23 protein-coding genes, 1 tRNA gene and 1 pseudogene are annotated in these 24,662 nt (G+C 67.3%); 12 read left to right on the forward strand and 13 right to left on the reverse strand.

Features of this window, described 5'->3' with window-relative positions; all coding sequences use genetic code 11:
• Positions 1-2 precede the first annotated feature (2 nt).
• The 3 genes from AC27IY_RS06745 to AC27IY_RS06755 all read left to right on the forward strand — a co-directional run bounded on the left by AC27IY_RS06745 (position 3) and on the right by AC27IY_RS06755 (position 2,143).
• Positions 3-977, forward strand: a complete 975-nt coding sequence (locus tag AC27IY_RS06745; RefSeq protein ID WP_487177411.1) for an inositol-3-phosphate synthase — start codon at positions 3-5, stop codon at positions 975-977.
• A 45-nt stretch (positions 978-1,022) separates the two neighbouring features.
• Positions 1,023-1,826 (forward strand): exodeoxyribonuclease III, encoded by an 804-nt coding sequence (locus AC27IY_RS06750; RefSeq protein ID WP_487177412.1) that lies wholly within the window; start codon positions 1,023-1,025, stop codon positions 1,824-1,826.
• A gap of 128 nt (positions 1,827-1,954) precedes the next feature.
• Positions 1,955-2,143, forward strand: coding sequence for a hypothetical protein (locus tag AC27IY_RS06755; protein WP_423446086.1), 189 nt, complete (start codon positions 1,955-1,957; stop codon positions 2,141-2,143).
• Positions 2,144-2,221: 78 nt separating this feature from the next.
• Here AC27IY_RS06755 and AC27IY_RS06760 read toward each other — a convergent pair whose 3' ends face one another.
• A complete protein-coding gene (locus AC27IY_RS06760; RefSeq protein WP_487177413.1) occupies positions 2,222-3,250 on the reverse strand; it encodes a cobalamin biosynthesis protein in 1,029 nt (342 codons plus the stop codon).
• Positions 3,213-4,001: a phosphotransferase gene (locus tag AC27IY_RS06765; protein ID WP_487177414.1), complete on the reverse strand. Its 789-nt coding sequence runs from the start codon at positions 3,999-4,001 to the stop codon at positions 3,213-3,215. The genes AC27IY_RS06760 and AC27IY_RS06765 overlap by 38 nt, the downstream gene beginning before the upstream one ends.
• Before the next feature lie 162 nt (positions 4,002-4,163).
• Here AC27IY_RS06765 and AC27IY_RS06770 point away from each other — a divergent pair.
• Positions 4,164-4,237 (forward strand) — tRNA-Arg (locus AC27IY_RS06770).
• Between the two features lie 222 nt (positions 4,238-4,459).
• Here the strand turns inward: AC27IY_RS06770 and AC27IY_RS06775 are convergent.
• The 4 genes from AC27IY_RS06775 to AC27IY_RS06790 are packed head-to-tail and all read right to left on the reverse strand — an operon-like array spanning position 4,460 to position 7,129.
• Complete coding sequence (locus AC27IY_RS06775) at positions 4,460-5,839, reverse strand: site-specific integrase (RefSeq protein WP_487177415.1); 1,380 nt, start codon at positions 5,837-5,839, stop codon at positions 4,460-4,462.
• Positions 5,836-6,006 (reverse strand): helix-turn-helix transcriptional regulator, encoded by a 171-nt coding sequence (locus tag AC27IY_RS06780; RefSeq protein ID WP_487177706.1) that lies wholly within the window; start codon positions 6,004-6,006, stop codon positions 5,836-5,838. The genes AC27IY_RS06775 and AC27IY_RS06780 overlap by 4 nt, the downstream gene beginning before the upstream one ends.
• Positions 6,003-6,836: a replication initiator gene (locus AC27IY_RS06785; protein WP_487177416.1), complete on the reverse strand. Its 834-nt coding sequence runs from the start codon at positions 6,834-6,836 to the stop codon at positions 6,003-6,005. The genes AC27IY_RS06780 and AC27IY_RS06785 overlap by 4 nt, the downstream gene beginning before the upstream one ends.
• The gene (locus tag AC27IY_RS06790) at positions 6,791-7,129 is read right to left on the reverse strand and encodes a tyrosine-type recombinase/integrase (protein WP_487177707.1); all 339 of its coding nucleotides are present in this window, start codon (positions 7,127-7,129) and stop codon (positions 6,791-6,793) included. Before AC27IY_RS06790 ends, AC27IY_RS06785 begins: the two co-directional genes overlap by 46 nt.
• Positions 7,130-7,481: 352 nt before the next feature.
• Here AC27IY_RS06790 and AC27IY_RS06795 point away from each other — a divergent pair, with 352 nt between their 5' ends.
• Both AC27IY_RS06795 and AC27IY_RS06800 read left to right on the forward strand, forming a co-directional pair.
• Positions 7,482-7,865 (forward strand): hypothetical protein, encoded by a 384-nt coding sequence (locus tag AC27IY_RS06795; RefSeq protein WP_371248561.1) that lies wholly within the window; start codon positions 7,482-7,484, stop codon positions 7,863-7,865.
• Positions 7,866-7,907: 42 nt separating this feature from the next.
• Positions 7,908-9,752 (forward strand): endonuclease/exonuclease/phosphatase family protein, encoded by a 1,845-nt coding sequence (locus AC27IY_RS06800; RefSeq protein ID WP_487177708.1) that lies wholly within the window; start codon positions 7,908-7,910, stop codon positions 9,750-9,752.
• Positions 9,753-10,314: 562 nt separating this feature from the next.
• Here the strand turns inward: AC27IY_RS06800 and AC27IY_RS06805 are convergent.
• Together AC27IY_RS06805 and AC27IY_RS06810 are read right to left on the reverse strand one after the other, a co-directional pair.
• Positions 10,315-10,479: a hypothetical protein gene (locus tag AC27IY_RS06805; protein WP_487177417.1), complete on the reverse strand. Its 165-nt coding sequence runs from the start codon at positions 10,477-10,479 to the stop codon at positions 10,315-10,317.
• A gap of 606 nt (positions 10,480-11,085) precedes the next feature.
• Positions 11,086-11,868: a transposase family protein gene (locus AC27IY_RS06810; protein WP_487177418.1), complete on the reverse strand. Its 783-nt coding sequence runs from the start codon at positions 11,866-11,868 to the stop codon at positions 11,086-11,088.
• A 233-nt stretch (positions 11,869-12,101) separates the two neighbouring features.
• Here AC27IY_RS06810 and AC27IY_RS06815 point away from each other — a divergent pair, with 233 nt between their 5' ends.
• The 4 genes from AC27IY_RS06815 to AC27IY_RS06830 all read left to right on the forward strand — a co-directional run bounded on the left by AC27IY_RS06815 (position 12,102) and on the right by AC27IY_RS06830 (position 15,029).
• Complete coding sequence (locus AC27IY_RS06815) at positions 12,102-12,554, forward strand: transposase (protein ID WP_487177419.1); 453 nt, start codon at positions 12,102-12,104, stop codon at positions 12,552-12,554.
• Positions 12,555-12,973: 419 nt separating this feature from the next.
• Entirely contained in the window at positions 12,974-13,642 is a 669-nt protein-coding gene (locus AC27IY_RS06820) for a helix-turn-helix transcriptional regulator (RefSeq protein ID WP_487177420.1), read from the forward strand.
• 54 nt (positions 13,643-13,696) lie between these two features.
• The gene (locus AC27IY_RS06825; RefSeq protein ID WP_487177421.1) at positions 13,697-14,194 is read left to right on the forward strand and encodes a dihydrofolate reductase family protein; all 498 of its coding nucleotides are present in this window, start codon (positions 13,697-13,699) and stop codon (positions 14,192-14,194) included.
• A 91-nt stretch (positions 14,195-14,285) separates the two neighbouring features.
• Complete coding sequence (locus AC27IY_RS06830) at positions 14,286-15,029, forward strand: alpha/beta fold hydrolase (RefSeq protein WP_487177422.1); 744 nt, start codon at positions 14,286-14,288, stop codon at positions 15,027-15,029.
• A 401-nt stretch (positions 15,030-15,430) separates the two neighbouring features.
• On the opposite strand, the pseudogene AC27IY_RS06835 reads toward AC27IY_RS06830, so the two are convergent.
• A pseudogene (locus AC27IY_RS06835) lies at positions 15,431-15,662 on the reverse strand (DDE-type integrase/transposase/recombinase); the annotation flags it as partial.
• Between the two features lie 118 nt (positions 15,663-15,780).
• Here AC27IY_RS06835 and AC27IY_RS06840 point away from each other — a divergent pair.
• Positions 15,781-16,200: an HIT family protein gene (locus tag AC27IY_RS06840; protein WP_344206747.1), complete on the forward strand. Its 420-nt coding sequence runs from the start codon at positions 15,781-15,783 to the stop codon at positions 16,198-16,200.
• Positions 16,201-16,693: 493 nt separating this feature from the next.
• Here the strand turns inward: AC27IY_RS06840 and AC27IY_RS06845 are convergent, their stop codons facing one another.
• The 4 genes from AC27IY_RS06845 to AC27IY_RS06860 form a co-directional block, all read right to left on the reverse strand.
• On the reverse strand, positions 16,694-17,878 hold the full coding sequence (locus AC27IY_RS06845; protein ID WP_487177423.1) for a hypothetical protein: 1,185 nt from the start codon (positions 17,876-17,878) through the stop codon (positions 16,694-16,696).
• A complete protein-coding gene (locus AC27IY_RS06850; protein ID WP_487177424.1) occupies positions 17,875-20,808 on the reverse strand; it encodes a DEAD/DEAH box helicase in 2,934 nt (977 codons plus the stop codon). Before AC27IY_RS06850 ends, AC27IY_RS06845 begins: the two co-directional genes overlap by 4 nt.
• Positions 20,809-20,824: 16 nt before the next feature.
• Positions 20,825-21,907 (reverse strand): hypothetical protein, encoded by a 1,083-nt coding sequence (locus AC27IY_RS06855; RefSeq protein WP_487177425.1) that lies wholly within the window; start codon positions 21,905-21,907, stop codon positions 20,825-20,827.
• Between the two features lie 342 nt (positions 21,908-22,249).
• Positions 22,250-23,140 (reverse strand): NAD-dependent epimerase/dehydratase family protein, encoded by an 891-nt coding sequence (locus AC27IY_RS06860; RefSeq protein WP_487177426.1) that lies wholly within the window; start codon positions 23,138-23,140, stop codon positions 22,250-22,252.
• A gap of 141 nt (positions 23,141-23,281) precedes the next feature.
• Between AC27IY_RS06860 and AC27IY_RS06865 the strand changes: the two genes are divergently transcribed.
• The gene (locus AC27IY_RS06865) at positions 23,282-24,175 is read left to right on the forward strand and encodes a LysR family transcriptional regulator (RefSeq protein WP_487177427.1); all 894 of its coding nucleotides are present in this window, start codon (positions 23,282-23,284) and stop codon (positions 24,173-24,175) included.
• Positions 24,176-24,662 lie beyond the last annotated feature (487 nt).

A 24,662-nucleotide genomic window follows, 5' to 3' on the forward strand; every position in this document is an offset into this window, starting at 1 on the left:
ACATGTCCACCGTGAACATCGCCCTCGTCGGCGTGGGCAACTGCGCGTCCTCGCTCGTGCAGGGCGTCGAGCACTACCGCGACGGCGACGCCCCCGGCCTGCCCAACCCCGTGTGCGCAGGTTACGCCGTCTCCCAGGTGCGCTTCACCGCCGCCTTCGACGTCAACCCCGCCAAGATCGGCCGCGACCTGTCCGAGGCCGTCTTCGCACCGCCCAACAACGCCCGCAGGTTCGCCGACGTGCCGCACCTCGGGGTGCCGGTCGTGGACGGCGTGCTCGCCGACGGCGTCGGCCCCGGCTCGGCCGGCCTCGTCGAGCCGCGCGGCGCCGCGACCGCCGGGCAGGTCGCGGCCCATCTCGCCGCGACCGGCAGCCACGTCGTGCTCAACTTCCTGCCCACGGGCGCGCAGCGCGCCACCGAGCTCTACGCGGAGGCCGCGATCGAGGCCGGGTGCGCGTTCGTCAACTGCATGCCGGCCGTGCTGGCCCGCTCGCCCGAGTGGCGCGCCCGCTTCGACGCGGCCGGGCTGCCGCTCATCGGCGACGACCTGAAGAGCTCGTTCGGCGCGACGCTGCTGCACCGGGCCCTGGTGGACGCGCTCACCAGCAACGGCGTACGCCTGTCCGGCGGGCACCAGCTCCTCGGCGGCGGCAACATGGACTTCGTCAACCTCACCGACGGCGACCGCCTGGCGAGCAAGCGGGCCACCAAGTCCGCCGGCGCGGGAGCGGGGTCGCTGCACGTCGGAGCCTCATACGTGCCCTTCCTTGAGGACCGCAAGGTCGCCTACATCCGGCTCGACGGCGAGGGCTTCGGCGGCTCGCCGCTGGAGGTGGAGCTGCGCATGGTCGTCGAGGACTCGCCGAGCGCGGCCGGCAACGCGCTCGACGCCGTACGGCACGCCAAGGCCGCGCTCGACCAGGGCGTCGGCGGTCTGCTCCGCGAGCCGTCCGCCGCGTTGATGAAAGCCGTGTGAGCGCGCGTTCCGTTGGCAGGCGTAGTCCGGTGGCAGGCTAGGAGGATGCGCCTCGCCACCTGGAACGTCAACTCCGTCAAGGCCCGGCTGCCCCGCCTCCTCGACTGGCTGGCCGCCACCGAGCCGGACGTCCTCTGCCTGCAGGAGACCAAATGCCCCGCGGAGGCGTTCCCTGTCGCCGAGGTGGGCGAGCTGGGCTACGCCGCCGCGGCCCACGGCGACGGCCGGTGGAACGGCGTCGCGGTCCTGTCCAGGGTCGGCCTGGACGAGGTGACGCTCAGCTTCCCCGGCGAGCCAGGCTTCGGCGAGCTCGCCGGCGTCGGCGCCGCCCGCCCCGAGGCCCGCGCGATCGGCGCGACCTGTGGCGGGCTGCGCGTCTGGTCGCTGTACGCGCCCAACGGCCGCGCCGTCGACTCGCCCCACTTCGCGTACAAGCTGGAGTGGTTCGCCGCCCTGCGCGACGCCCTCGCCGCCGAGCTGCCGTCCGGGCCGCTGGTGGCCTGCGGCGACTACAACGTGGCCCCGACCGACGCCGACGTGTGGGACCCGGCCCTGTTCGTCGGCGCCACGCACGTCACCCCCGCCGAACGCGACGCGCTCGCCGCCCTGCGCGCGCTCGGGCTGCACGACGTGGTGCCGACGCCGATGAAGGGGCCGCATCCGTTCACGTACTGGGACTATCGGGCGGGGATGTTCCACCAGAACAAGGGGATGCGGATCGATCTCGTGTACGCGAGCGGGGACGTGAGCGGCCGGGTCAGGTCGGCTTATGTGGACCGCGAGGCGCGTAAGGGGAAAGGTCCTTCCGATCACGCGCCGATCGTTGTGGATCTCGACCCGATATCTTGATTACAAATCGCTATTGCCCGAGTATTCTGTGTTCTCGCCTGGTTCGGGGGCAGCACGTTCACCGAGGTCACAGGGGGTTCTTCATGGGAACACCGGACGGTCGCGTCATTCTGTTCATCCTCCTCGGGGTGGCCCTTTTCGCCCTGGGCCGTCGTTACCAGAACATGATCACCATGCGGCAGGTCTGGAAGCAGAGCGCCAGACAGGTCACCGCCAGAAAGGTCTCCGCCCACCAGGCCGCGAAGGCGATGATCGGGATCACGGTGATCTCGGCCTTCATCGTGTGGCTGGTGTTCAACCTCAACCGCGTGATGTGAGCGAGCGGGGGCGCGCGGCCGGCCGACTGATCCGCTCCTCCGCCGGCCGCTCACCTCCCTGGCGGCCGGTCACCGCGCTCAGGGGCACCGGAGCGAGCGGCGCCGCAATCGCCGACCCCAGACCTCAAGAACCGCCGCCCCGACGACCGCCCCGACCGCAGCTCCCGTACTCACCACCCGCGTCAGCCGCACCGCCCGCCGGATGTCCGCCACGTCAGGCCGCGCCCCGTCTCCCATGGTCGGCCGATGCTCGACCCTGCTCCCGTACACGTTGGTGCCCCCCAGCGTCACCCCGAGCGCCCCGGCGAACGCGGCCTCGCACCGCCCGGCGTTCGGGCTGGGATGCCGGTGCCCGTCCCGCCGCACCACCGACCACGCCCCCCGCCGATCCGGCCCGGCCAGCACCGTGAGCAGCGCGGTCAGCCGCGCCGGAACGTAGTTGGCCACGTCGTCCAGCCGCGCCGCCGCCCACCCGAACCGCAGGTACCGCTCCGACTTGTGCCCGACCATCGCGTCCAGCGTGTTGACCGCCCGGTACCCCAGCAGCCCCGGAACCCCGGCGACCGCCCCCCAGAACAGCGGCGCCACGACGGCGTCGGAGGTGTTCTCGGCCAGCGACTCGACGGTCGCCCGTGCCAGCTCCTCCGCCCCGAGCCCGGACGGGTCCCGCCCACACAGGTGGGGCAGCCGCTTCCTGGCCCGTTCCAGATCCCCGTCCTCCAGCGCCTCGGCCATGTGCAGGCCCTCCCGGGCCAGCGTCGTCCCCCCGAGAACCGCCCACGCCGCCCCCGCCACGCTCCCCACCCGGAGGACCGACGCGATTCGCCCTCGACCGGCCTGTGCCATCACCGCACCGAGAGCCACCGCACCCCCGACGCACAAGGCCACATGAAGCACGCCGGCCGCCCTGGAATCCCGATAGAGCACCCGCTCCACCCGCCCGGCCACCCGCCCGAACACCGCCACCGGATGCCCCGCACTCTGCGGATCCCCGATGACCCGGTCGAGCATCACCCCAGCCGCAAGCCCCAACCCAAGCTCACGCGCGTTTCCCTCACCATCACCACGATCACACCAAATGGGCATGAAGCTCATCTTCGTGCACATCCAGCCATGCCACCGCACGCCGGATGCGTTCCCCCGCACCCTCGGCCCACATCCGGCCCCAGCCGCCGCCCACGGCCGCCCGGCTCCGCATGACCGCGTAGGACCGCTGGAACCGTACCCGTGCGACCTCGACCAGCCGTCTCCGCTCCCGCGCCGGCACCCCGTACGCGTCGCAGAAGATCCGAACCCGCTCACCCACGTCGACATGGCGTAACAACGGATGCCGATCGACCGGATCCGCCAGCGGCGCCCAGTGCCGCAAGGTCGTCACCACGTCGAACAACCGCGTGGTGGGCCGCGCCAGATCAAAGTCGATCATCCCGTACGGCACGTCCGCCCGAAAGACCACGTTCGCCGGCGAAAGATCGCAGTGCCCCACGACCTCCGGCGCCCGATCATCGTTGGACCCGCCTTCCCACCCCTCCATCCGGAGCGGAAACCCGAGGGTCGCATCGTGATAGTCCCGCAGCAGCCCACCCAACCGCCCGAGCGCCTCGTCCTGAACGCTCGCCGCCCGCACCCCGGTGACGCCGGGCAGATAGCTGAGCACCTGCCGCCCGTACCCGTCGATCCCGCTCCCGACCACCCGGGGCGCCCCCGCGAACCCGGCCGCCTCCAGGTGCCGGAGCAGCGCGTGTACGGCGGGAGTCGACGTACTGACCGGTCTCCGCACGGTGTCACCGACCCGCACCACGCCGTCAGTCACGTCCCCGCCCTGCAGGGGAATCTCATGCAGGACCGTCGCGACCATGCCACGACAGCTTAGACCCTCCCACCCCGCCCCCGCCTGGAGTTTCCGCCCGCGATCGGACTTTCCGCTCACCCCCTCCCACCGGCCCCGACCCGCCGCCCTCCCTGACACAACCAAAACATGTGCGTGACAAGTCGCCGGATCATGCACAATAAGGCGGGAGCGCCCTTAGCTCAGCTGGATAGAGCACCGGACTTCTAATCCGACGGTCGCAGGTTCGAATCCTGCAGGGCGCGCAACCGAGACCAGGCAATCCGCGGGTTGACCTGGTCCTTTGCATGATCGGCCCGCTTGGCCCGTAGGCAGCGGGAGGCCCCCGAAAGCAGCCCTGTGCCACTGCTCGCGGAACATACGCGGAATGCTCGCAGTCACGTTTCCCCAGGTCGGCGTGGGAGTTTCGAGGCCCGGAACGGCGAAAGGACCCCGAGGTGTCCCGGGGTCCTGCCGTAGCTCCTGTGTCACGCCGCGAGCGCTTCCAAGATGCGCTGGTTGGCGATCTCCTGTTGGCCGTCGATGCACTTGGCGTAGACGCGCAGCATCACGTCCACACCGTGTCTCGCCCTCTCGGCCGCTTCCGGGGCGTGGACGCCCGCGTTGAACCAGAGCGAGACGGCCGCGTGCCGGAGGTCGTACGGCTGGCCCGCCAGGGGAGAGGCGACCTGGTCAGGGGTGAAGGCATACGTCCAAGCCTCCTGCCAGACCTTCACGTACGCCGAGCCCGAGATCACGCCACCCGTGCGCGTACGGAAGAGCCGGCCGTCCTCGCCGACTCCGAACGCCGCGATGTGATCCCGAAGAATCGCCACCAGCTCGGGAGGGACGGGCACGGTACGCGTGTGCTTCACGTCCCGATGCTTCAGCCCGCGCTCGTCGTGAGCCTGCCCCGAGTCGGTGAATCGCCTGTTGCTCTGCGGCCTGGTCTTCTCCAAGGTCAGCAGTCCCCAGCCCTGCTCTGGGAGCTGACAGTCCTTCTGCCGCAGTCCCGCCGCCTCTGCCGGGCGAAGCCCGCCGAAGTACATGCAGGCGAACATGGCGGCCAGCATCGGCCCTCGCGACCGTCCCACGTAGGTCACCGCGGTGAGCAGTTCACGTGCCTGCCTTGGGCTGACCACCGAGCGCCGATCGATCTCGCCGCTCACCTTGGCCTTGCGGAACTTGACCTTGTGCAGCGGATTCGCCGAAAGCTCCTCCAGCTCAACGGCGTATTCGAGCGCGTGATGGAAGACGGCCCGCTTGCGGCGATACGTCGAGGTCGCCGCAGGCTTGCCGTCCAGGCACAGCCCCAGGGCTTCCAGCGCCGCACGGGCGTGCTTGGTCTCCTCCAGAGCGCTCAGGGGGAGCGAAGCACCTTCCAGCCAGCGGACAGCGCGGGCGATCTCCGGTGTTGGCTCCCGCCGACGGTCCTCGGGCAGGAAGGAGTACTCGCGCAGCGCCCGCCGGATCTTCTCGTCGGACGGGCGGCCGGGTACGTCGCCGACCAGAACGCGGGTGACGGTGGCGAGAGTGTCGGTCATGCCCTCGCAGGACTTGGCCGCATGGGGCCACCAGGTGCGAACGTACGCGACGGCAAAGGCGTACCAGGTCCGGGCATCCTTGGCCTTGACCATCGAAGCGGGAAGACCGCTGTCCACGTCGAAGGCTTCGCCCTTCTTAGCCGCCTGCCGCAGGTCGGACTGGAAGCTCTCGGCCAGGCCCTTGATCTTGAAGGTCTGCGACTTCTCACGGGTGCCGACCGTCCGCCGCACGGTATGGGAGACGACCCGAGGCTTCTTGCCGGGCTTGTCCGCTCTGGTGTTGGTGCGAATATCCCAGAACTTGACCTTGTAGGAGGTAGTCATGCCGCGCTCCTGAGGAATTCGAGCCAGGCTTCGAGGTCGCTGCGGTAGATGCGAAGCTCACCGTTGGGCAGGCGAATGCCCTTCGGTGCCTTGCCGATCTCGCGCCACCGGTAGAAGGTGCGGCGGGAGACCCCGCCGAGTTCGTCGAGGACCTGGGCGACGGTCAGTAGTTCGTCTCTCCTCGTGCCGCCCTCCCGGTCTGCTCAGTTGCCGAAAGATCTTGACCGGCTGCTCTGGCCTCCAGCTCTCTGAGGTGGGCTCGCCAGCGCTGCCGTTCGGCGACGGTGCGCAGGAGCCGTACGGCGAGGGGTGGCACGTTGGCGTCGCCGGCTGGAACGGGCCGCCAGATGTAGCGGTGCGGGTCGGTGGGCTGGTCGGCCTGGCCGAGAGCTTCCAGGACCCAGGTCCGGCGATCCTGCTTGTGTTCGGCGAGCGTCTTGTTGGACCACTTGCGGGACACCAGGACGCGGCGCCCGGCGTAGCCGAGGTGTTCAGGCTTGTGCGCCTTGGAACGGCACCGACCAGGAGCCATCCCCGCCTTGGCGTTCTTAGGCTGGATGCCATAACGCAGCCAGTTCGGGCAGGCCGGCGAGCACGGCTCGTAACGCAGGGCATCCACCATGCGGGAGGCATGCTCACGCTGAGCCTGGCCGCCGTCGAGAGCGTCACCCAGAGACTTGGTCAGGTACTTGGACAGATACCGGATGCACTGGTCGGCGTCCGGCGTACCGGCGAGAACGCCTTGCACGTCCACCTGTTCGCCGAAGCGCAGCACGTGAAGGGGTTCGGCGTCGTCGTCCAGGGCGTCGAGGGCTTCGTCCCAGGTGGGCAGGACCTCGCCGGTGGCCGGGTCGAGGTAGCCGGCCTGCTCGTCCCAGACGGGCAGGTGGTCACCGTCGAAGCGCACTTCGTCGGCCTGTGGCCACCTGACCTGATGGTAGGTGGCTGCGGCTATCTGCTTGATCTCAGCGCGCAGGAGGGTGCCCCGGATGGCCATGTGCAGGTGCGGCGCCAGCCGCTGGCCACTTGCCGGTAGATGGAGGTGTAGGTGTCGGCGGTGAACGCGCTGGAGGTGTGTCCCAAGGTTTCCTGTACCACCTTGATTTCCACCCCGGCTGCCAGCATCAGCGAGGCTGCGCCATGGCGGAGGTCGTGGAGCCGGATAGGTGGCAGGCCGGCCAGACAGGCCAGCCAGAGGAACTGGTCGGAGACGTGCCGGGGATGTAGGCGGCTGCCGTCGGGCTGGGTGAACACGACTCCGGTGTCAGAGCCAAGATCCGGGACGGTCATGTCGCCAACCGGCCCATCTACCTGGTGATGGCGGTCACCGTCGAGGGGCACCGCGACATCCTCGGGGGATGACGGCGGAAATGGCGTCGTGGCTGTGGTGGTGAGCTTCGGTCCTCTCCCTGGCCACCTCGCAAAAACCCTGTGGGGTTTGACGAGGGGTTGCTCTTACGCCTGGCTACGGTCGTTACTCGCCGTTCTCGGCCACCCCAGGAACAATGACGGAACAGGGCAGGAGGTTGTTCATGGCGATTGCAAATAAGGGTTCGCGGCTCATTCACCATTGACGACATGACATCCCGCTGGCGCGTTCCGTCGTAAGCCCACCTACTGCCAGGGGAACAGTTTGGGTCCGTTGACGTTCGCGGTGGAACTGCCCGGCGTGTCGGGCCGCGTCCTGCTGCTGGTGTCGCTTCCCTGCTCCCGGCCGGACGCGTGGTGGGGCGAACGGACAATGGCCGTACGGCCGGCGCTGATGATGGCGACCATACGCATGGCACTCGATCGCGGCTGGCATCCCCGGCGAACAGGCAGCGCCTTCGATCTTGCCCTTGACGATGAGGATGTGACCGAGCTGATGCACGGCCAACCTCCTGCCTATGACGTCCCTTTCATGCGGAGCTGGCTGGACGCTCGGAAATGGCACGCCAGGTCCGGCCAGGGGCCGCCGGAAAAGGGCCTGTATTACGGTCACGGCTTCGTCTCCTGTACCGCTGGGCGCACGAAAGACCTGGGCTGAACGGCATTTCGTCTCCCTTTGTCACTGACATACTTGATCCCTATGACGAGACCGATAAGGCGGCTACTGATCGCCGTAGCCGTATTACTGCTGCCCTGGGCCGTACCGGCTGCGGCGTCAGCGGACAGCTTCGTGTATTCCTACCGCTGTGACGGGAAGACCCTGACTACGCCGGGCCCGGAGCAGGTGGGAAAGCTCTGCACGATCCTGGCGAACGGACCGGCGGTGGCCGGTCAGGTTCACGAGATCAGGATGGCCATCAGGCAGCGGACCCTGGGGTATGTGTGGATGCGGGCCACGCTGTACACGACGAATGGCAAGGCGGAGTCACATCCCTTCGTGGTGCCGCAGGGCGAGTTCGAGCTCGACGCCAGCGACGCGGTCTTCGCCCAGGGACAGGCGGGCACCCAGGTACGGCTCATGACCTGGAACCTCCTCGGCGGAGGCACGCTCGACGGCAAGGACTACACCGGTGAGAACCTGAAGCAGTTGATCGAGTACGTCAACGAGGTCAATCCCGACGTCTTCTTCGTCGTGGAGGCCTACGGCTCGGAGACCGCCATCCTCCAGGGGCTCAACGCCGGGCGAGCCACGACCGACCTGTACAGCTCGGTCCCGATCACGGTGGCGGAAGAGGCGAAGTACCGCAATCTCTGGCTCTTCACCAAGCTGAAGGTCGTCCAGCGCTACACCGAACGGCCGGAGATCACCGACTTCCACTTTGGCGGCGCCAAGCTGCAGCTGCCCAACGGCAAGCACATCCACGCCTTCACCGTCTGGTCCCGGCACGAGGATTCGGTCTTCGCCCCCATGCACCACGCCGTGGTGAACACCCAGTTCGGCAAGCCGATCTCGCCGTCGATCAACACGATCCTCACCTACGACGACACGAAACGTAACGCGCAGGGCCAGGCGATCTTGCAGAGAGTGGTGCCGTATTACGTCAAGGACGACGCCCCCGTGATCATGGGCGGTGACTTCAACGCGTGGTCGTATCGGGACTGGACCGGCCAGTTCGCCAAGGCCCGCGGACATGCCGGGCTGACCGTGCCGTGGACCTACACCAAGCAGTACGTCGACGCTGGTTTCTACGACGTCTTCCGCTACATCAACGCCGACGCCGGGCTCTATCCGGGCCGCACCTGGAGCACGAGGAGCGGCTTCGGCGCCGCCCCCGCTCGCATCGATTACCTGCTCTTCCGTGACAACAAGGCGCAAATGCGCGTGCTGGGCGCCCGCACCGACGTGCGCCGCCTGCCCCGCCACCAGGGCGGCTACCTGGACCAGGAATACCCGTTCTACTCCGACCACGGCGCGGTCATCGCCGACGTGCTGGTCACCGGAACCGGTCCGGGCCCGAATCGTCCCATCGTGACGGAAAAGCCCGAGTACGCGCCCGGGGTCTGGCCCGCGCCGCCGGCGGGAACCCTGATTCCACCGGCGGAACTGTCCGCCACGGCCAGCACGCTCAAGCCGTACGTGGGAGACCCCCGACTCGCGGTCGACGGCGACCCGTTCACCTACTACCACTCGTGGTACCCCGACGCGGCCGATCCCACGGTGAGCCCCGCCCAGCCGCACTTCATCACGGTGGACATGGGGCAGGAGCGCACGCTGTCCGCGGTCCGATTCGTGCCCAAGCTGGCCGCCGTCTTCTCGGCTGCCCAGAATCCGGTCGTCAACATGACCGGCACACCGCTCAAAGGTGTGCTGGAGGTCAGCGCCGACGGCACCTGGTGGGCGCAGGTGGCAAGCGTGACCTGGCCGCGGATCACCGGGCCGAACGACGTCCACCTCAATGGCGTCAAAGCCCGCTACCTGCGACTGCGCGTGGACAACGGAATGGGCGGCGCCACCGCGATCGCCGAGATCACTCCCTACGAATGACGTTGGAAGGGGTGTTGGTCCGCTGGTGAGAATCGCCACACAGCTCAGATGAGCGGCGTCGCCGCAGGCCACGGTGTGGGACTGCGCCACGCTCCGCGTTACGCACCGCCCGTGTGGCGCGAATCCTACCGGCAACCATGACCGAGGCCGGCTGCACTGTGGAGGGCTCCATCCTGAAGCAGCACGGCGTGGTCAAGGACTACACGTGCAGGCACCATTGCATCAGCTCACATCAAAACTGGGCGCTCTTCGTCCTGGAGTAAGCAAGGTCCGCAGGGGGAGTCCATGCCCTCGGCCAGGACTCCCCCGGATGGTTCGGGCATTTCAGGCGGCCTGCGGTGCGCTGGCTCGCGGACCCATGCCGACGGCCTCTCCCTGGTCAGTCGCCTGGTCATGAGCGTGATCGCGGCGACGGTCAGATGGGCTTCACTGTGCGACGGCTTGCGTTCCAAGCCGACGACGTTGCGACGAGCGTTTACCAGCCAGGGCAGGGATTTGTCCGCGATCTACCGACGCGCGAGCACTTTGAACCCGGTGTGACCAGGCCGTTCAGTCACGGTCTTCAAGGTGAGGCGTAGGAAACGGCGGGCCCACTCCACCAGCGGGCCGGCGTAGGCGCTGTCGCCCAGACGAGGGTGAACTGCGGATGCAGCATCCGCAGCCGGACCAGTAGTTCCAGTGCGGCGTCGCAGTCGGGCTGCCCGGCGGCCGTGACCATGACAATCATGAGCAGGCCGAAGGTGTCCACGACCAGGTGACGCTTCCCGGCACCTTCTTCCCAGCGTCGTAGGAGCGGGAGCGGCCGGCGACGGTGGCCGCGGCACGCACCCACTGGGAATCGATGACGCCGGCGACCGGGTGGGGACAGCGCCCGGCGCGCAACCGGATGGCGCGGCGAAGCTCATCCCGGACGTGGTTGAAGACCCCGGCCCTGGTCCAACGGCTGAAGAAGCCGAACATGGTCTGGTAAGGCGGAAGTCCGCTGGCAAGGCCCTCCACTTGCAGGCGTTGTCGGTCACGTACCTGATCGCGTTGAAGATATCGCGGCGGTGGTGCCTTCCCAGCCGCCCGCCCGTGCGCGTCTGGCAGGCGGGCACCGGCAAGTTCCTCGGTCTCCCGCCGATGTCGTCGTTTCCGCTGGTCAGCAGCCTGCGGGAGAGCCAGCGGCGACCTGATGAAGCAGTGCTCACGCCACGTGAGGACGGGCACGACATCCCATCAGCGATCAACTCTCCCGACCCGCCGGCAGGGGCACGGTCTTTCGCCAGGACTCGATGTCCAGGACGCCAGAGTGCTCACCTGCCGGCGGCCACTATCCACCATGGAGCCCTTTTCATCCTGAGTAGCGGCCTTCTTCGATGAGCTGCATGACGAGGATGGCCTGCACGATCATGGTGGCGCGGTGCGGGCAGCAGCGCAGCCGGGTCAGGACCTTCCAGGTCTTCAAGGTGGCAACGGCGCGTTCCCCGCAAGCACGGATGCGGGCATGTGCGCGGTTGACCGAGCGCTGATGACGCGACAGCGGAGGCCGCAGCCGATGGCCTTTGAACGGCGTGCGGATGCTGCCGCCCGCGCCCTGATATCCCTTGTCGGCGAAGGTCTTCACCCTTGCGGCGGTGAGCGCGTCGATCAGGCCGGTGGCGCGGGCGGCGGTCAGGTCGTGCGTGGCACCGGGCAACGCGGGTGAGGCCCAGACCAGCCGGCCGACTGGATCGGCCAAGACCTGCACGTTCACGCCGTGGCGCCGGTGTTTACCGGAGTAGTACGGCCGTTCGTCGGCCAGCCGGTCGATCGGGATCAGGGTGCCGTCCAGGATGGTGTAGGCCAGTCGGCCGGCGCGTAAGACGGCGGCGTGGACGTCGTCGGCGAGCAAGGCGAGCAGGTCGGTCGCCTCGCGGACGTAGCGCCAGGCGGTGCTGGTGCCGACGTGGAAGCCGGCGGCCAGCCGGGCGTAGGTGTCACCGTTACGCAAGTGGGCCAGGACCAGCAGGGCTTGCCGGGACGGGTCCAGGCGCCGCCATCGGCAGCGGCGCTCGGCACGTCGGACACGGATCAGCTCGGCCAGGCGGATCAGGGTGCGATTGGACAGCGGAATCGAGGCACGGTAAGACAGCAACGAGGCTCTCCGGTAGAGGCATCGGATCTTGGTCGACTGCTGTCTTACCGGGAGCCTCTTCTCATGCCAACCCGTGCCGGCGCCGCCCCCTGCTGACCAGCGCGATCAGGTTGGAAAAGCCTCATGGAGTCTGCCGGATGGCTTACTCCCAGCACTCATTAGGACGCACCCGGCCGCCGGTCAGCGCTCGGCCGGTAGTGACGGTCAGGGGCAGAGGCTCGGACGGGGTCAACGTGGCCGGCGTCGTCTGCTACCGCGACGGCGAGCGGCCGTACCTGTTCTACCGCCTGCACGTCTACCACGGCCGCAAGGGCGAGCCCAAGACCTTCTTCTGGATGGACTACCGGGACCTGATCGTGGCCATCCACCAGCACCTGGGCGCGCCATTGGTGTGGTGCTGGGACAATCTGAATGTGCACCTGGCCGGCCAACTCGCCGACTTTGCCACCGCGAACGCCGACTGGTTACGCATCGTCCAGCTCCCCTCCTACGCTCCTGGACTCAATCCCGCCGAGGGCAACTGGTCGCTGCTCCGCCGGGCCCTGGCCAACTTCGCCGTCACCGACCTGCCCGGGCTCGTCCGGATCGTCAAACGCAAGCTGAAGAAGATCCAGTACCGGCCCCACCTGCTCACCGGCTGTCGGACCCAGACCGGGCTCACCCTGGATACCCCGGCAAAGCCATGACCGACCCTACGAAGTCAACCTGTGTAGCCGCTGATGTTGCACGACGTCCTCACCAGGGGCCCGCGCAGGTACCCCCAGCCGACGCCCATCCGGTCAACCGGGAGGACCGTTGCCACTGCGGACGGACGCCCTGCGCCCGACGCCGGCCGCCGAGGGGTGCCGGTAGGCGATGCCGGGCACGCGCTGACCTTCGCAGTTCGGCCATTCTCGTCAGAATGAGACGCAGAAAGCGGCGGACCTAAGTTACGAGCGTCCCGGCCGTGGGCGCTGCCGCACCGACCAAATCGAGCTTCGGGTGCGAGATGCGGAGCCGGGCCAGCAGGATTTCGACTCTCGTCGAAAATCATCGGGTGTAGGGATCACGAAGATAGATCTGGACTAGTCTATATTCACAGCGTGTGGGGCTAATTTTCAACGATGTGACCGGCGAACTCCCGTTGGTGCAACGGGTGTGGTCGGCGAGTTGTGACGCCACGATCGATTTCACTTCGGTGGCCAAAACCTCGTCCATGATCGCATTTGCGCGGGGCCATGACGGATGGACAGTGCACGTGCGCGGACCGGAGATAAGGGGCACCTCGCTGACTTGCCTGGAGGGCTGGGAGTTTTTCGGCGTGGAGTTGCGGCTTGGTACTTGTCTGCCGCTGCACCCGCCCTCAGGTCTGACCGACCTCAGGGATGCGTTGTTGCCGACCCTGCCGGGTGGCCGGATCGTGTTGGGCAACCGGGACTGGGAGATGCCGACCGAGCAGAACATTGACGTCTTCGTCGACCGGCTTGCGCGTGCGCGTTTGTTGTTCTTTGATCCGCTCGTTGACGAGATCCGGCACGGCGAGCGGCCGCACGGCATGTCGGAACGGATCGCGCAGATCCGGTTCCGCCGGGCTGTCGGGATCTCGCACCGCAAGCTCGCCAGCATCGAGCAGGCACGGCACGCCGCGCAACTTCTCGCTGTGGGGAGATCGATCGCCGACGTGGTCACCGCCGGCGGCTATTACGATCAGTCGCAGCTCGCACGGGCGATGCGGTGGGCGACCGGTCACACCCCTGGCGAGTTAAGGTCCGGTACCCCGTTTCTGGCGTGGTGATACGGCTTCGGTTCGATACAAGACGGACCGATCAGCCTGTGGTTGACTCCCGGCGTGCGAAAACTGATCGAATACAACCACCTCTCGATCGATGGGAGAATGTCTGGCGACGCCTGGTGGGCCGGGCAGATGAAGGTCGTCCCCGACGATAACCACTTCGCCTATCGGCTCCCGCTGCTGTCCTCGGCGATCGGTCTCGTGCTCGGCCGGGCGACCTATGAGGGATTTGCCCAAAGCTGGCCGACCATGACCGGCGACGTCGCGGACAAGATCGACTCTCTGCCCAAGCACGTCGCCTCCACCACGCTGACCGAGACCACGTGGAACGCGCGGGTGTTGGCTGACGATGCGGTGGAGGCGGTCGCCCGGCTCAAGGAGGCTGGCGACGGCAGATTGTTGAAACATGGCAACGGCCCGTTCAGTCGGGCGCTGGTCGAGGCAGGTCTACTCGACGAACTGCATCTGAGTATCTCCCCCCTGCGTCGCTGGATCCGGGGAGTCACTGCTGTCCGGCATCCGGACTACCGCCATGGACCTGACAGAAGTAACTGAGCTCGGTAACGGCACAGTCGTGCTGACCTATGTGCCGAGCCGATAGACAGGGATAAGGGGAATCGACATGACTCAGGGTGCATACGCCTCGGTGAACGGCATCGACCTCTACTACGAGATCATGGGCGCTGATCACTCCGGTCCGCCGCTCGTCATGTTGCACGGTGGCGCGTATACGTTCCATCTGAGCTTCGACTCGCTGCTGCCGGCGTTGACCGCCGAGCGAAAGGTGATCGGTATCGAGCTGCAGGGGCATGGGCACACCGCCGACAGCGACCGGCCGTTCTCCATCCGGCAATGCGCCGAGGACGTGATCGCGCTGCTCGATCACCTCGGCGTCGAGCGGGCCGACTTGTTCGGCTACAGCTTGGGCGGGCTGGTCTCCACCGAGGTCGCCGTCTCGGTCCCGGATCGGGTCGGCCGGGTCGTGCTGGCGGCCTCGCATTTCGGGGCGACCCGGGGCGAGGCGTATTACCCCGAAATCACGGCGTTGGAGCTGGATTCGCCTCGGATGCCGACCGCGGCGGAGTCCGAGGCGATGCAACGCGCCTACGAGGAGGTGGCGCCGAATCCCGAGGAATTCTTCCCGTTCGTGGCGAAGATCGGGCCATTCGTACATGATCTCGACGGGTGGAGCGACGAACAGCTGGGCCGACTGACGATGCCGGTCTTGATCATCGTCGGCGACACCGACTTCGTCCGGCTCGAGCACGCGGTCGAGATGAAGCAACTGCTGCCGAACGCGCAACTGGCGATCCTGCCGGGCACGAAGCACCTGCAGGTCATCCGGCCCGACCTGGTGCTGCCGATGGTGACCGCGTTCCTCGGCCGGTGATCAGCCCCGGCAGGTGCGGAAAGAAGACTGGAGTGATTCTGGTTGGTAGTCAAACGCACCCGGGTCGTTCCGCGTCAGGACGCGTAGCGGGCGCTTGTATGGTTCCGCTGGGACGCGAGCTTTGGCGCTTGAGGGCTAAGCACACCTGCCGGATGCGCTGGACCTATTCGGGGGCTGGGGTGTGCGTAGTCTGACGGGTGGTGAGCTTCCCGTCGACGAGCAGGTAGACGGGGGCGGCGTCCGGGACAGGTGTTCACCGCCTTATCGATCCCCAGTCGTACGGCCGGCTCGGCCACGTCCCGAACCGCTCGTCGCCGCCGCTGAAGCGGTCGTCGTCGTGCTCCTGATGGCCGCGCCCCGCAACCGAAGTGTCGCGCGTCACCTGCGAAAGGAGAACGGTTCGAGCCGCGGTCGGTATGGGACACGGCGCCTGGCTGGAGCAGACCGGTGCCGGCGGCCATCCGGATCCTCCTTGACCAGTTCGGCGCGATAAGGGTCGGTCATCGCCCAGCCCAGCACCGCCTTGCTGGGGCAGTCGATCACCGTGGCCAGGTAGAGGAAGCCCTCCCAAGTGCGGACATAGGTGATGTCGCCGACCAGCTTGATGCCCGGCCGCTCAGCGGTGAAGTCGCGGCTTCCGACCAGCGCTCGACGGCACGGGTCGCAGTGAGGCTCTGGACGCGTCCCGCTCTCCCAAGCCTGATCCGGCGTTGCTACGCTCTGGTTCGATCAAGTGGAGGAGAGGCGGCGCATGACCGGGACCTGTACATTCTGCGGCATCGTAGCTGGAGAGATCCCTGCGGAGATCGTCTACTCCGACGAGCATGTGGTCGCCTTCCTTGACATCTCGCAGGCGACTCGCGGTCACACCTTGGTCGTCCCCCGCGAGCACTGTCGCGACCTGACCGACATCGGTCCGGACCGCGCGGGCCTGCTGATGCGGGGTGCTGTGCACACCGCCGCTCTGCTGCGGCGCGCGCTGGAACCGGGCGGGATGAACATCTGGCACGCCACCGGCCCTACGGCGTGGCAGACCGTGTTTCACTTCCACCTTCACCTGCTTCCCCGCTACACCCCCGAGGACCTCAGGCAGGCATGGAAGCATCGGGAACTGTCGCTGTCGTCGCTGTCGCCACTGGCCGATCACATCAGAACCGCCGCGGCGTCCTGAAAGCGCGTCGCTTACGGCGCCGTCCGTCTGATTTGCCCCACGCGGACAGGGCAAGGGATGACAGTTGGAAACCAGCAACGACTTCGACCGAGGCGGACACCTCGCGGGGGCAACATAGAGGGGCGTACGAATTTGAGCACGTGCCGAGCACTGCGACCGTCATCTATAGATGGTGCCAGCGGGGCTGGAGCGCGGCGTCACCACCAGCATGAATAATGGAATTTAGTGTCTTGGCGGGATCGCGCTTCTGTTAAAGAGTGAGCGGTTCTATCGGTTGGGCGTGAATGCTCGGACTGATGTGTGCTATCAAGCCTGTGATGTGCGGGTCATAGTCATCGTAATCATCCCATTCGTAACCTACCGGAGAAGACGGGTCTATGCCGCTGGCTCGCGCAGCGTCGACGAACCAGTAGAGCTGACCGAAAGTCAACTTCACTGAGCGTCACTGTGATGAACACGCTGTCCCTTCTGATAGCGGCATCCGGACCGACTTTCATTCTTTGAAATCCAGAGCGCCGTATCCGGTCTTACGGGCGTGCATCTGCAGGTCGTCGAGAGTGACGTCGGCATCCGGTTCGAGCTGGCGGCAGACGCGTTCGAGGAACGCCATTACCTCTTGAACGTTGCGGCGGGTCGCTGTCGCGTAGGCCAGGGCCCGGTTGAGGACGGCCTTGGTCCGAGTAGGGGCGTCGTCGCACCACAGCTGGAGGACGTGGCTCCGTGGAGCCACATACGAGCCGAGCATCGTGAGTGCGAAGGTGCCTTTTTCCCTTGCCTCGATCGTGTGCTGCAAATAGCGGGAGGGCGGAAGGACGAGCCGGAAGCCGTAGTGGTCGACCCAGGAGAGTGCCTGTGGGGTGATTTTTCGTTCACGCATCCACTCCGCGAAATGGTCGCGTGGCTGCTCGGAGTCGGCGCTCTCCATCACGTGCGTGGCCGTCGGCCAGGAATTGAGGATCTCTTCCAGGTGGTGGTCACGCAGTTCGGCGACACCGGAGTAGATGAGTGTCCTGAGCCGCCGGCCGTCGTGTGCCCTGACGGCGTAGCAGGGTAGGAATGCCCGGCTCACCTCCAGAACCTCAAGGTTGAGCAGTTCATCAGGCAAGTCGTACTCGCCTCTGTCGGGACGTCGGGCAACTTCTGCGACGGCGCTGGGGCGGAATCCGCAGGCCTCGGGGAGGAGGCGGAAGGCCCGCTGTGCGTACGCGGCGTCCCGATCGAGAATCCGCACGCCATGAGCGTAATGGGCGGTGCGAAGCGGTCCGCATCGCACGCCGTCGAAATACAGGCGCAGCCGCTCCTGCTTCTCGGTATAGCGGCGGTCGTCGCGCACCGACCGCAGGCCGCGCTCGGTCAGGGAGAGGGCGTCGGCGCTGCCTTGCAGATGGCCGATGCCGCCCAGGAAGCGCAGGACCCGGTCGACCATGTGCTCGGAGACGCCCAGGAACGCGGCGATGTCCTGGAGGCGGGTGAACCCGCCTTCGGCGATGGCGAGGCCGACATAGCGATCGAGGAGGTCGAACGGGCTACGTTCTTCGATGGTCGCGGAGAGCTCCGCGGCGTGCAGGGGAAAGGCGAGCGCGTGGATCCGCACGGGCCGGGTTCCGGGCAGGTCGGCGGCGTGCTCCAAGGCGCGGGCCTGGGCGTAGAGGATCGTGTCAGTTGACGTGCTGCTCATGGGTTCTCCCCGAGGCGTCGCATGATGTCGCGATAGCCGCGCAGGTCGCCGGAGGTTCGTACGTGATCGTGCAGTGCGTGTGCCAGGTCCCGGAAGCCGGAGTTGGTGGCGTTGAGGAGGGTCATGAGGTCGCCGACGAGGATCAGCCGCTGCTTGGCCCGGGAGAAGGCCACGTTGGAGCGGCGTACCTCGCTGAGGAAGCCGACATTGCGGTACGGGTTGCTGAGCGTGAACCCGAAGAGGATGGTGTCGTGCTGGCCGCCCTGGAAGGAGTCGACCGTCGCCACCCGGCGAGCGACGACGCTTTCGTCACCGATGCGCCGGGTGAGCAGGGAGGTGACCAAGCCGATCTGAGCCGCGTAGGGGAGAATTACCGCCCAGTCATCAGACTGCGCGTGATAGTGGGTGGCTAGGAGTGTCAGCAGCCTGGCCTCACACTCGTTGAGCCGGCTGTCCTTGGGCCATGGCTCGTCCGCGCGGGGTCTGCGGTCGCGCCGCGCACGCTCCGGGAGTTCCGCGGTGTCGACGAACGCCACGGGAGCGGCGAACAGGTCGTCGTGGTGGACTCTCCACACGTCGGTTTCCAGGAGACCGTCGTAGAAGTGGCGGGAGATGAAGCGGGCCAGGCTCTCGGGCATTCGGCGCTGGTAACGGAGCAGCTCCTTGTTCTCCGGAGGCGTCACGGGGAACAACAGCTCGAAGGCGCTGTCAGTGATGAGCCGGACCAGCTCGGAATCGCCGGGATGCTCCTTCTCGGCCCAGGCGACGAGCCGTTGGTCCGGCAGCGGCGGCAGCTGCACGTGGTCCCCGACGAGGACCGCCCTGCGTGCCCTGACCAACGGAACAAGCAAATCAGCCGTGCCGATCTGGCCGGCCTCATCGACGATGGCCACGTCGAAGTCGACGTCGTCGAGATGCTCGCTCGTCGCGGTGCCGATGCAGGTCGCGCCGATCACGTCTGCGTATCTGACGAGCTCGCCGTACAACTGCTCAGTACGCCGTTCGAGTTGTGCTCGCCAGGAGATCAAGAGATCGAACCGGCTGCGCATCCGCCCGAGTGCCGAGCCTGCGGCGCGCAGGAATGCGGCCAGCCTCGCCGGGTCGGCGCTGATCTCGGGCGTCTCGCCGTCGAGCAGTCCGCGCAGAGACGTGGCGACCTTCGCGGCTCGTTCTGCGCCGGCTCGTCGCCTGGCCAGGTCGCGTTCGTGAGTCCGTCGGGCGGCCACGAGGTCGGGATGCGTGGCACGGACCTGGTCGAGCTCGACCGCCAGCCGTGCCCGGTCCTGCGCGATCAGGCCCGAAGTCCGGCGGATGTCCTCGGACTCGGCCGCCGTCCCGGATCGCTTCTCTTCGAGACGGATGAGCCGCCGCCGGAAGAACCGGCCGACCAGCGGGAGGCCGGCGGCCTTCCGGGCACTGTCCAGCGCGCGTTCTAGCCGGTCGAGGGCATGGACATGTTCGGCGAGCAGCTCTTCGTGGCGGCGCTCCTCATGGTCCAAGGCGGCCGTCCGCTCTCGGAGGTCGGCGGTCACGGAATCTTCACGCTCAGCCAGGACAGCGGCGCTTCGCTGGACATCCGCATCAGTCTCCTTCAGACGCCCCAGGTCTTGGGCGAGCTGCCGGTACAAGGCGTCCGCCGGACCATCCGAAGCCGCCGCTGCATAGCGCGCGAGAACAAGCTCCGTCCGCTCGGCGATGCGCCGCTGGAGCTCGACCGCCCGCGCCTCAAGCATCAGGTGCTCGCAGCCCGGGGTAACGCCGTCTTCCCGGCCGATCCGCAGGACCAGCAGGTCTTCCGGCAGGTCCTGGAGCACGTTGTCCACCGCTCGGTTGGTGTAGGACGAGATGAGGACCTTGCGCTGCTCATCGGCGCAGGCGAGAACGACCTGGCGGATGGTGTGCGTCTTGCCGGTGCCGGGCGGGCCCTGGATGAGAGCGAGGTCGGGAACGGCCAGAGCCTTGTGAAAGGCACTCAGCTGGCTGGCGTCCAGACGCTCCCGGGGACGGCGCCCAAGGACGGGGGCGAAGGGCTGAAAGCGGTGGTCGGCCAGCGTGGTCAGGAGCTGAGGATTGCGGGTGCGGCCCTCCCGAAGAATTTCGATGGCCGCCCGCTGCTTGTCGTAGGCGATCAGGTTGGGTGATTCAGCGAAGGCACCGCTCTCAGGGATCCGGCCGAAGTCGACGGGCCGTTCGAACCTTACTGTGGCCACGCCCTCGTCGATCCGCTCGATCCGGCCGCGTAGGTCGGGCTCGCCGTCAATGTGCACGCGGGTGCCGGCCGTTAGACGGTTGGCGTCGATGAGCTGGAAGGCGTGCACCGACCGCGCGGAGCGGCGGGTCGCCGCCACTGGGGTGACGCGGTGGTACGGAACGAGTCGGCTGGCGTCTCCAGCCGAGGCCTCGATCCGGCGTCCCTGATCTACCAGTGTGCCGAGTTGGTTGAGGAACGCGGTGTGGGAGGCCCGTACTGTGGGCGTTGGCTCCTGGCCGGGCGGCGAGGTGAAGCCGGTGGCCCAGGTGGTCTGGATTGCTGGCCAGCCGGAGGAGTGCTGCAGCTGGGAGGGGTGGTCGAAGACCCGCCATCGCCCGGCGCGCAGCAGCAGGCCGCCGCGCACAATCTGGTCGTGGTCGCTGAAGTGCATCGGATGGATCCCACCGATCCAGTAGCCACGCGAGTCCTTGGTGGGGAAGAGCATGAGCGCGTACCGGCCGTCGACATAGATCTTGAGGAAGTCGTCCCGGCCCTCCCAGCCGCGTTCCACACGAGCGGGAATGAGGTTCTGCGATCCGGCCGACCACAGGTCGTGGCGGATCCCTTCCAGCCCTGGCAGGAGCGGATGCCGCTCGCGTTGTCTGACCAGCTTGCCGGGGAAGTTCTTGGACCAGATCAGACCGACCTCGACGCCGAGATCGACGATCTTTCTCTCCACCAACTGCTCCTTCACCTCACATGCGCAGTCCCGCGCTGAGTTCCACGATGTCTCCGCGCCCAGCCGGATCAGGGAGAAGCGCGCGGTCGAGGGCTTGGGCGAAGCGCTCCGGGACTGCAGGGTTCAGGACCGCCGCCGAGACGAGCGGTACGGGCAGGCGTCCGGTCACCGTCACGTGGATCAGCTCGGCCAGGCGGCGAACGTCCTCGGCGGGTTCGACGGGATGGAGGAACGCATCGCCGACGTCACGGAGAAAGAGTGCCCCACCTCGGTCGGTCATGATCGAGTCAGAGTCGAGGGAGCCATGGGCGAGGCCTCTGGCATGTAGGGAAGCAAGCCCTTCGCAAAGTCCGGCGATGCCAGCGGCCAGGACCCTCACGGCCTCGGACTCGCGGCCTCGGCCGCCATAGAACTGGGCCAGGGTGGTGAACGAGGGGATCGCAGTGACCAGTGTCGCCGTCTCCGCGGTCATAGACGCCGCGACGGGCGGAGGCAGGCCGGGGAGTGCTTCGGCGAGCAGGTCGGCCTCGGCGGCCAGGGCGACGCGGAGATCCAGGGCTTCGGAATCGGGCCACCTGGTGGCGATTCTGCGGATCCAGAGGTGATGGCCGTCAGGTGTGAGCGCGAAGGCCCGGGACCTGATCGCTCGGCCGTCCGTGGACCTCTCCTCTTGGGGATTGCCGGCGATCCGGTAGGCGACGTCCCCGATCTCAACGATCTCGCCAAGGCCCATGGGCTTTTCGTCAAGCGGCTTGTCCGGCTCCGGCCGTGCCCGCTCGACGACCACCCACCCCTCATGCTCGGCTTTGATGGCGCGCAGATGGTCATCCGGCCATAGGCCCGGCTCTTTGTCGATGGTCCGGTGGCAACTCGGGCACAGCAGCATGAGATTGCTAAGGCCATCGACTTCCGCCGGTCTGACCGCCTCCCGGCGAGGTCCGTCAGGGGAGTGGGGTGCGATGTGGCCCATCTCGCCAATGTGGTGGGTGCCACCCTCTATGTCCAAGGGTCTACGGCAGATGGTGCATCGCCTGTCGGTCGCGTCGAAGAGCGCGCGTCGAATCTCGTTGGGGATGTGCTTGCGCTGAGCTTGCGCCACTTGAGGATGGTAGCGACTGCTGCGCCCAGATGACGGCTGTCCGCCAAAGTACGCAGCCTCCGAGCAGGTAACTCACTTGCCGCGAAAATCGTCGAATTAGGTGCAGGTTTGAGCGCGAGCCAAGCCCTGCGACCGTCATTCATGAATCACGCCATGAGGTGCCTAGAAGATTCCGGACAGCCAGCTACATAAGCTGACAGCAGTCTGGAAGAGGTAGGTACGTGACGAGGCGTCGAGTTCTCGCCGGAGTTCAAGGAAGAAGCCGTCCGCATGGTGCTGGCCGACCCCGCGGGCTCCTCGCTCCACGCGACGAGCCCGCGGTGAGAACCGGGATGTGGTGCGTCAGGAGATCGCGGCGAGCCGGTTCGCGGCCAGGTCCTCGACGATCGTCGACTGCTCCGGGGTCCAGCCGAGGATCCGCCGTGCGGCGTCCCCGCCGGCCTGCTGGTCGAGCAGCAGCGCCTCGCCGAGCAGGCCGAGGCGTTCGAGCGTCCGGGCCACCGGCTCGGGAGCGACCCGGCCGGACAGGCCGATCGCCCGGCTCACGGCTTCGGTGATCTCGCGGACAGTGGGGTTCACGCCACTGGCCCCGATGAAGTACGAGCCTGCGGGCGCGCTCTCCAGCGCCCGTACGTAGAGCACGGCGAGGTCGTCCACGTGCACCGTGCCCCAGTGCTGCTCCCCATGGCCGATCATGGTGAGGGCCGGCGCGTCTCCTGCGGTTCTCGGCCCCGAGGCCACGAGGTTCAGCAGCCCACCGCCACGGCCGTAGACCACGGCGGGAGCCACCACCGCGACGCGCACGCCGGGTGTGGAGAGCACGCGCTCCACGATCGGCACCCGCCAGGCCGTCAGACGCGGCGGGTTCATCGGGGTCGATTCGGTGATCGCGGTGCCGCTTCCGTGCACCCAGAGTCCGCTGGTGTGGATGTAGGGCCGGTCGGTGCCCTTGAGGGCGCCGAGGATGTGCGTGGCCGCAGCGTCGTCGATCCGCGCACTGCTGTCGTCACCAGGAGCGGCCAGGTGGATCACGCCGTCGGCGGCGTCGGCGAGCCGGTGCACCGCATCGGCATCGGCCAGGTCGCCGAGGACAGGGACCGCCCCTCTGGCTCGTACGGCCTCCGCCTTGCCCTGGTCGCGGACCAGGGCGGTGACCTGGTGCCCCTCGGCCACCAGCCGATCGAGAACCGCCGCGCCGATGTAGCCGGTTGCGCCGGTGAGAAATACGCGCATGAGTCGTCCTTCGTCGAGGAGTTGTGGAAGGCGGCCTGGAAGCCGGTGGCCGCGCTGGCCACTGTTGTCGATCGCCGCTTATCGTGTCCAACGAAGAATCTCGATGCTCATATCGCCGGCACCGATAGATGGAGGAGGCGCATGGACCAGCGCAGGCTGGAGTACTTCATCGCGGTGGCCGAAGAGATGAACTTCACCCGTGCCGCCCAGCGCCTCCACGTGACGCAGTCGACGCTGTCGGCGGGGATCAAGGCGCTGGAGAGTGACCTACGGGTCGAGCTGGTGACCCGGTCGACCCGATCGGTCCAGCTCACCGAGGCGGGATCGGCGTTCCTCCCCGAGGCCAGAGCGGCCCTGGAGGCTCTGGACCGGGCCCGCGCCACCGTTGAGCCGGTCTCCGCCGGCCTGCGCGGCAGCCTCACGGTCGGCATGCTCACCAGCATGACCGTCGTGGACGTCCCCGCATTGGCCGGTGACTTCCATCGCCGGCACCCGGGGGTGCGGCTGCGCGTCGCGATGTCGCAGCGCGGCACGGCGGGGCTGGTCGAGGACGTCAAGGAGAGCCGTGCGGACGTGGCCTTCGTCGGCAGGCGCCTCCGGGACGAGCATCTCAACGTCATGCCGATCAAGGATTTTGAGCTCCAGCTGCTCGTCGCCGAGGACCACCCCCTGTCCCGGCGTGACGCCGTGCGCCTTGCCGACCTCGCGAGTGAGCCCTTCGTCGAGATGCCGATCGGCTTCTGCCAGCGGGAGCTGGTGGACGAGGCGTTCGCTCGCGCGGAGCTGACGCGTCAGGTGCTGGTCGAGGTCTCCGACATCACTACGATTCCCCAGTACGTGATGCGTGGGCTCGGCGTGGCATTCCAGCCCAAGACGTTCCCCGTGCACCCCGGTGTGCGCGCGGTGGCGCTGCAGGGGACGGGACTGTCCTGGACGCTCTGCGTGATCAGCTCTGCGAAGCGCAAACCGACCAGGGCGCTGCACGCCTTCATGGACCTGCTCCCACGGCACATCCATCACGAGCGCGCCTTCTGACAGGAGATCGATCGACGATGGCGACGGAAACGGTCAGCCGTCGCATGCGAGGACCGGCCGGAGCACTACGCCACGGTCATGACGGCCTCGGACAAGGGGCGGAGTACTGGCAGAGACCGTTGATCGAGTGATCTGTATTCACCTGTGCGGGAAGAGCGGCGGTCACCTTGAGCGGTCGCCGGCGGCATAGCGGCTCCAAGGGCTTCCGACTGCCGCATTCTGGCGTGTCGTCGACAGCTTCCTGTGCCGCTCGAATATCGGATCACGTCATCTGAGCTGCGGTTGAGCGGCGTGATGGTCTTCGTTGGTCGTCAAGGTCGTTCACGTGCGCGGCAGGCCGTGTCGCGGCATCCGGGGCGTCGGTTCCGGGATCGGCGTTCGCGGCCGAGTGGTGACGATCCGCAACCCTTCACCTTGAAGAACTCTCGGAAGGCGGAGGTGAAAGGCGCGCCTCATCAGCAGGCCCCCAGTTCAGAGCACGTGGGGG

It is taken from the genome of Nonomuraea sp. B208 (assembly GCF_057536035.1).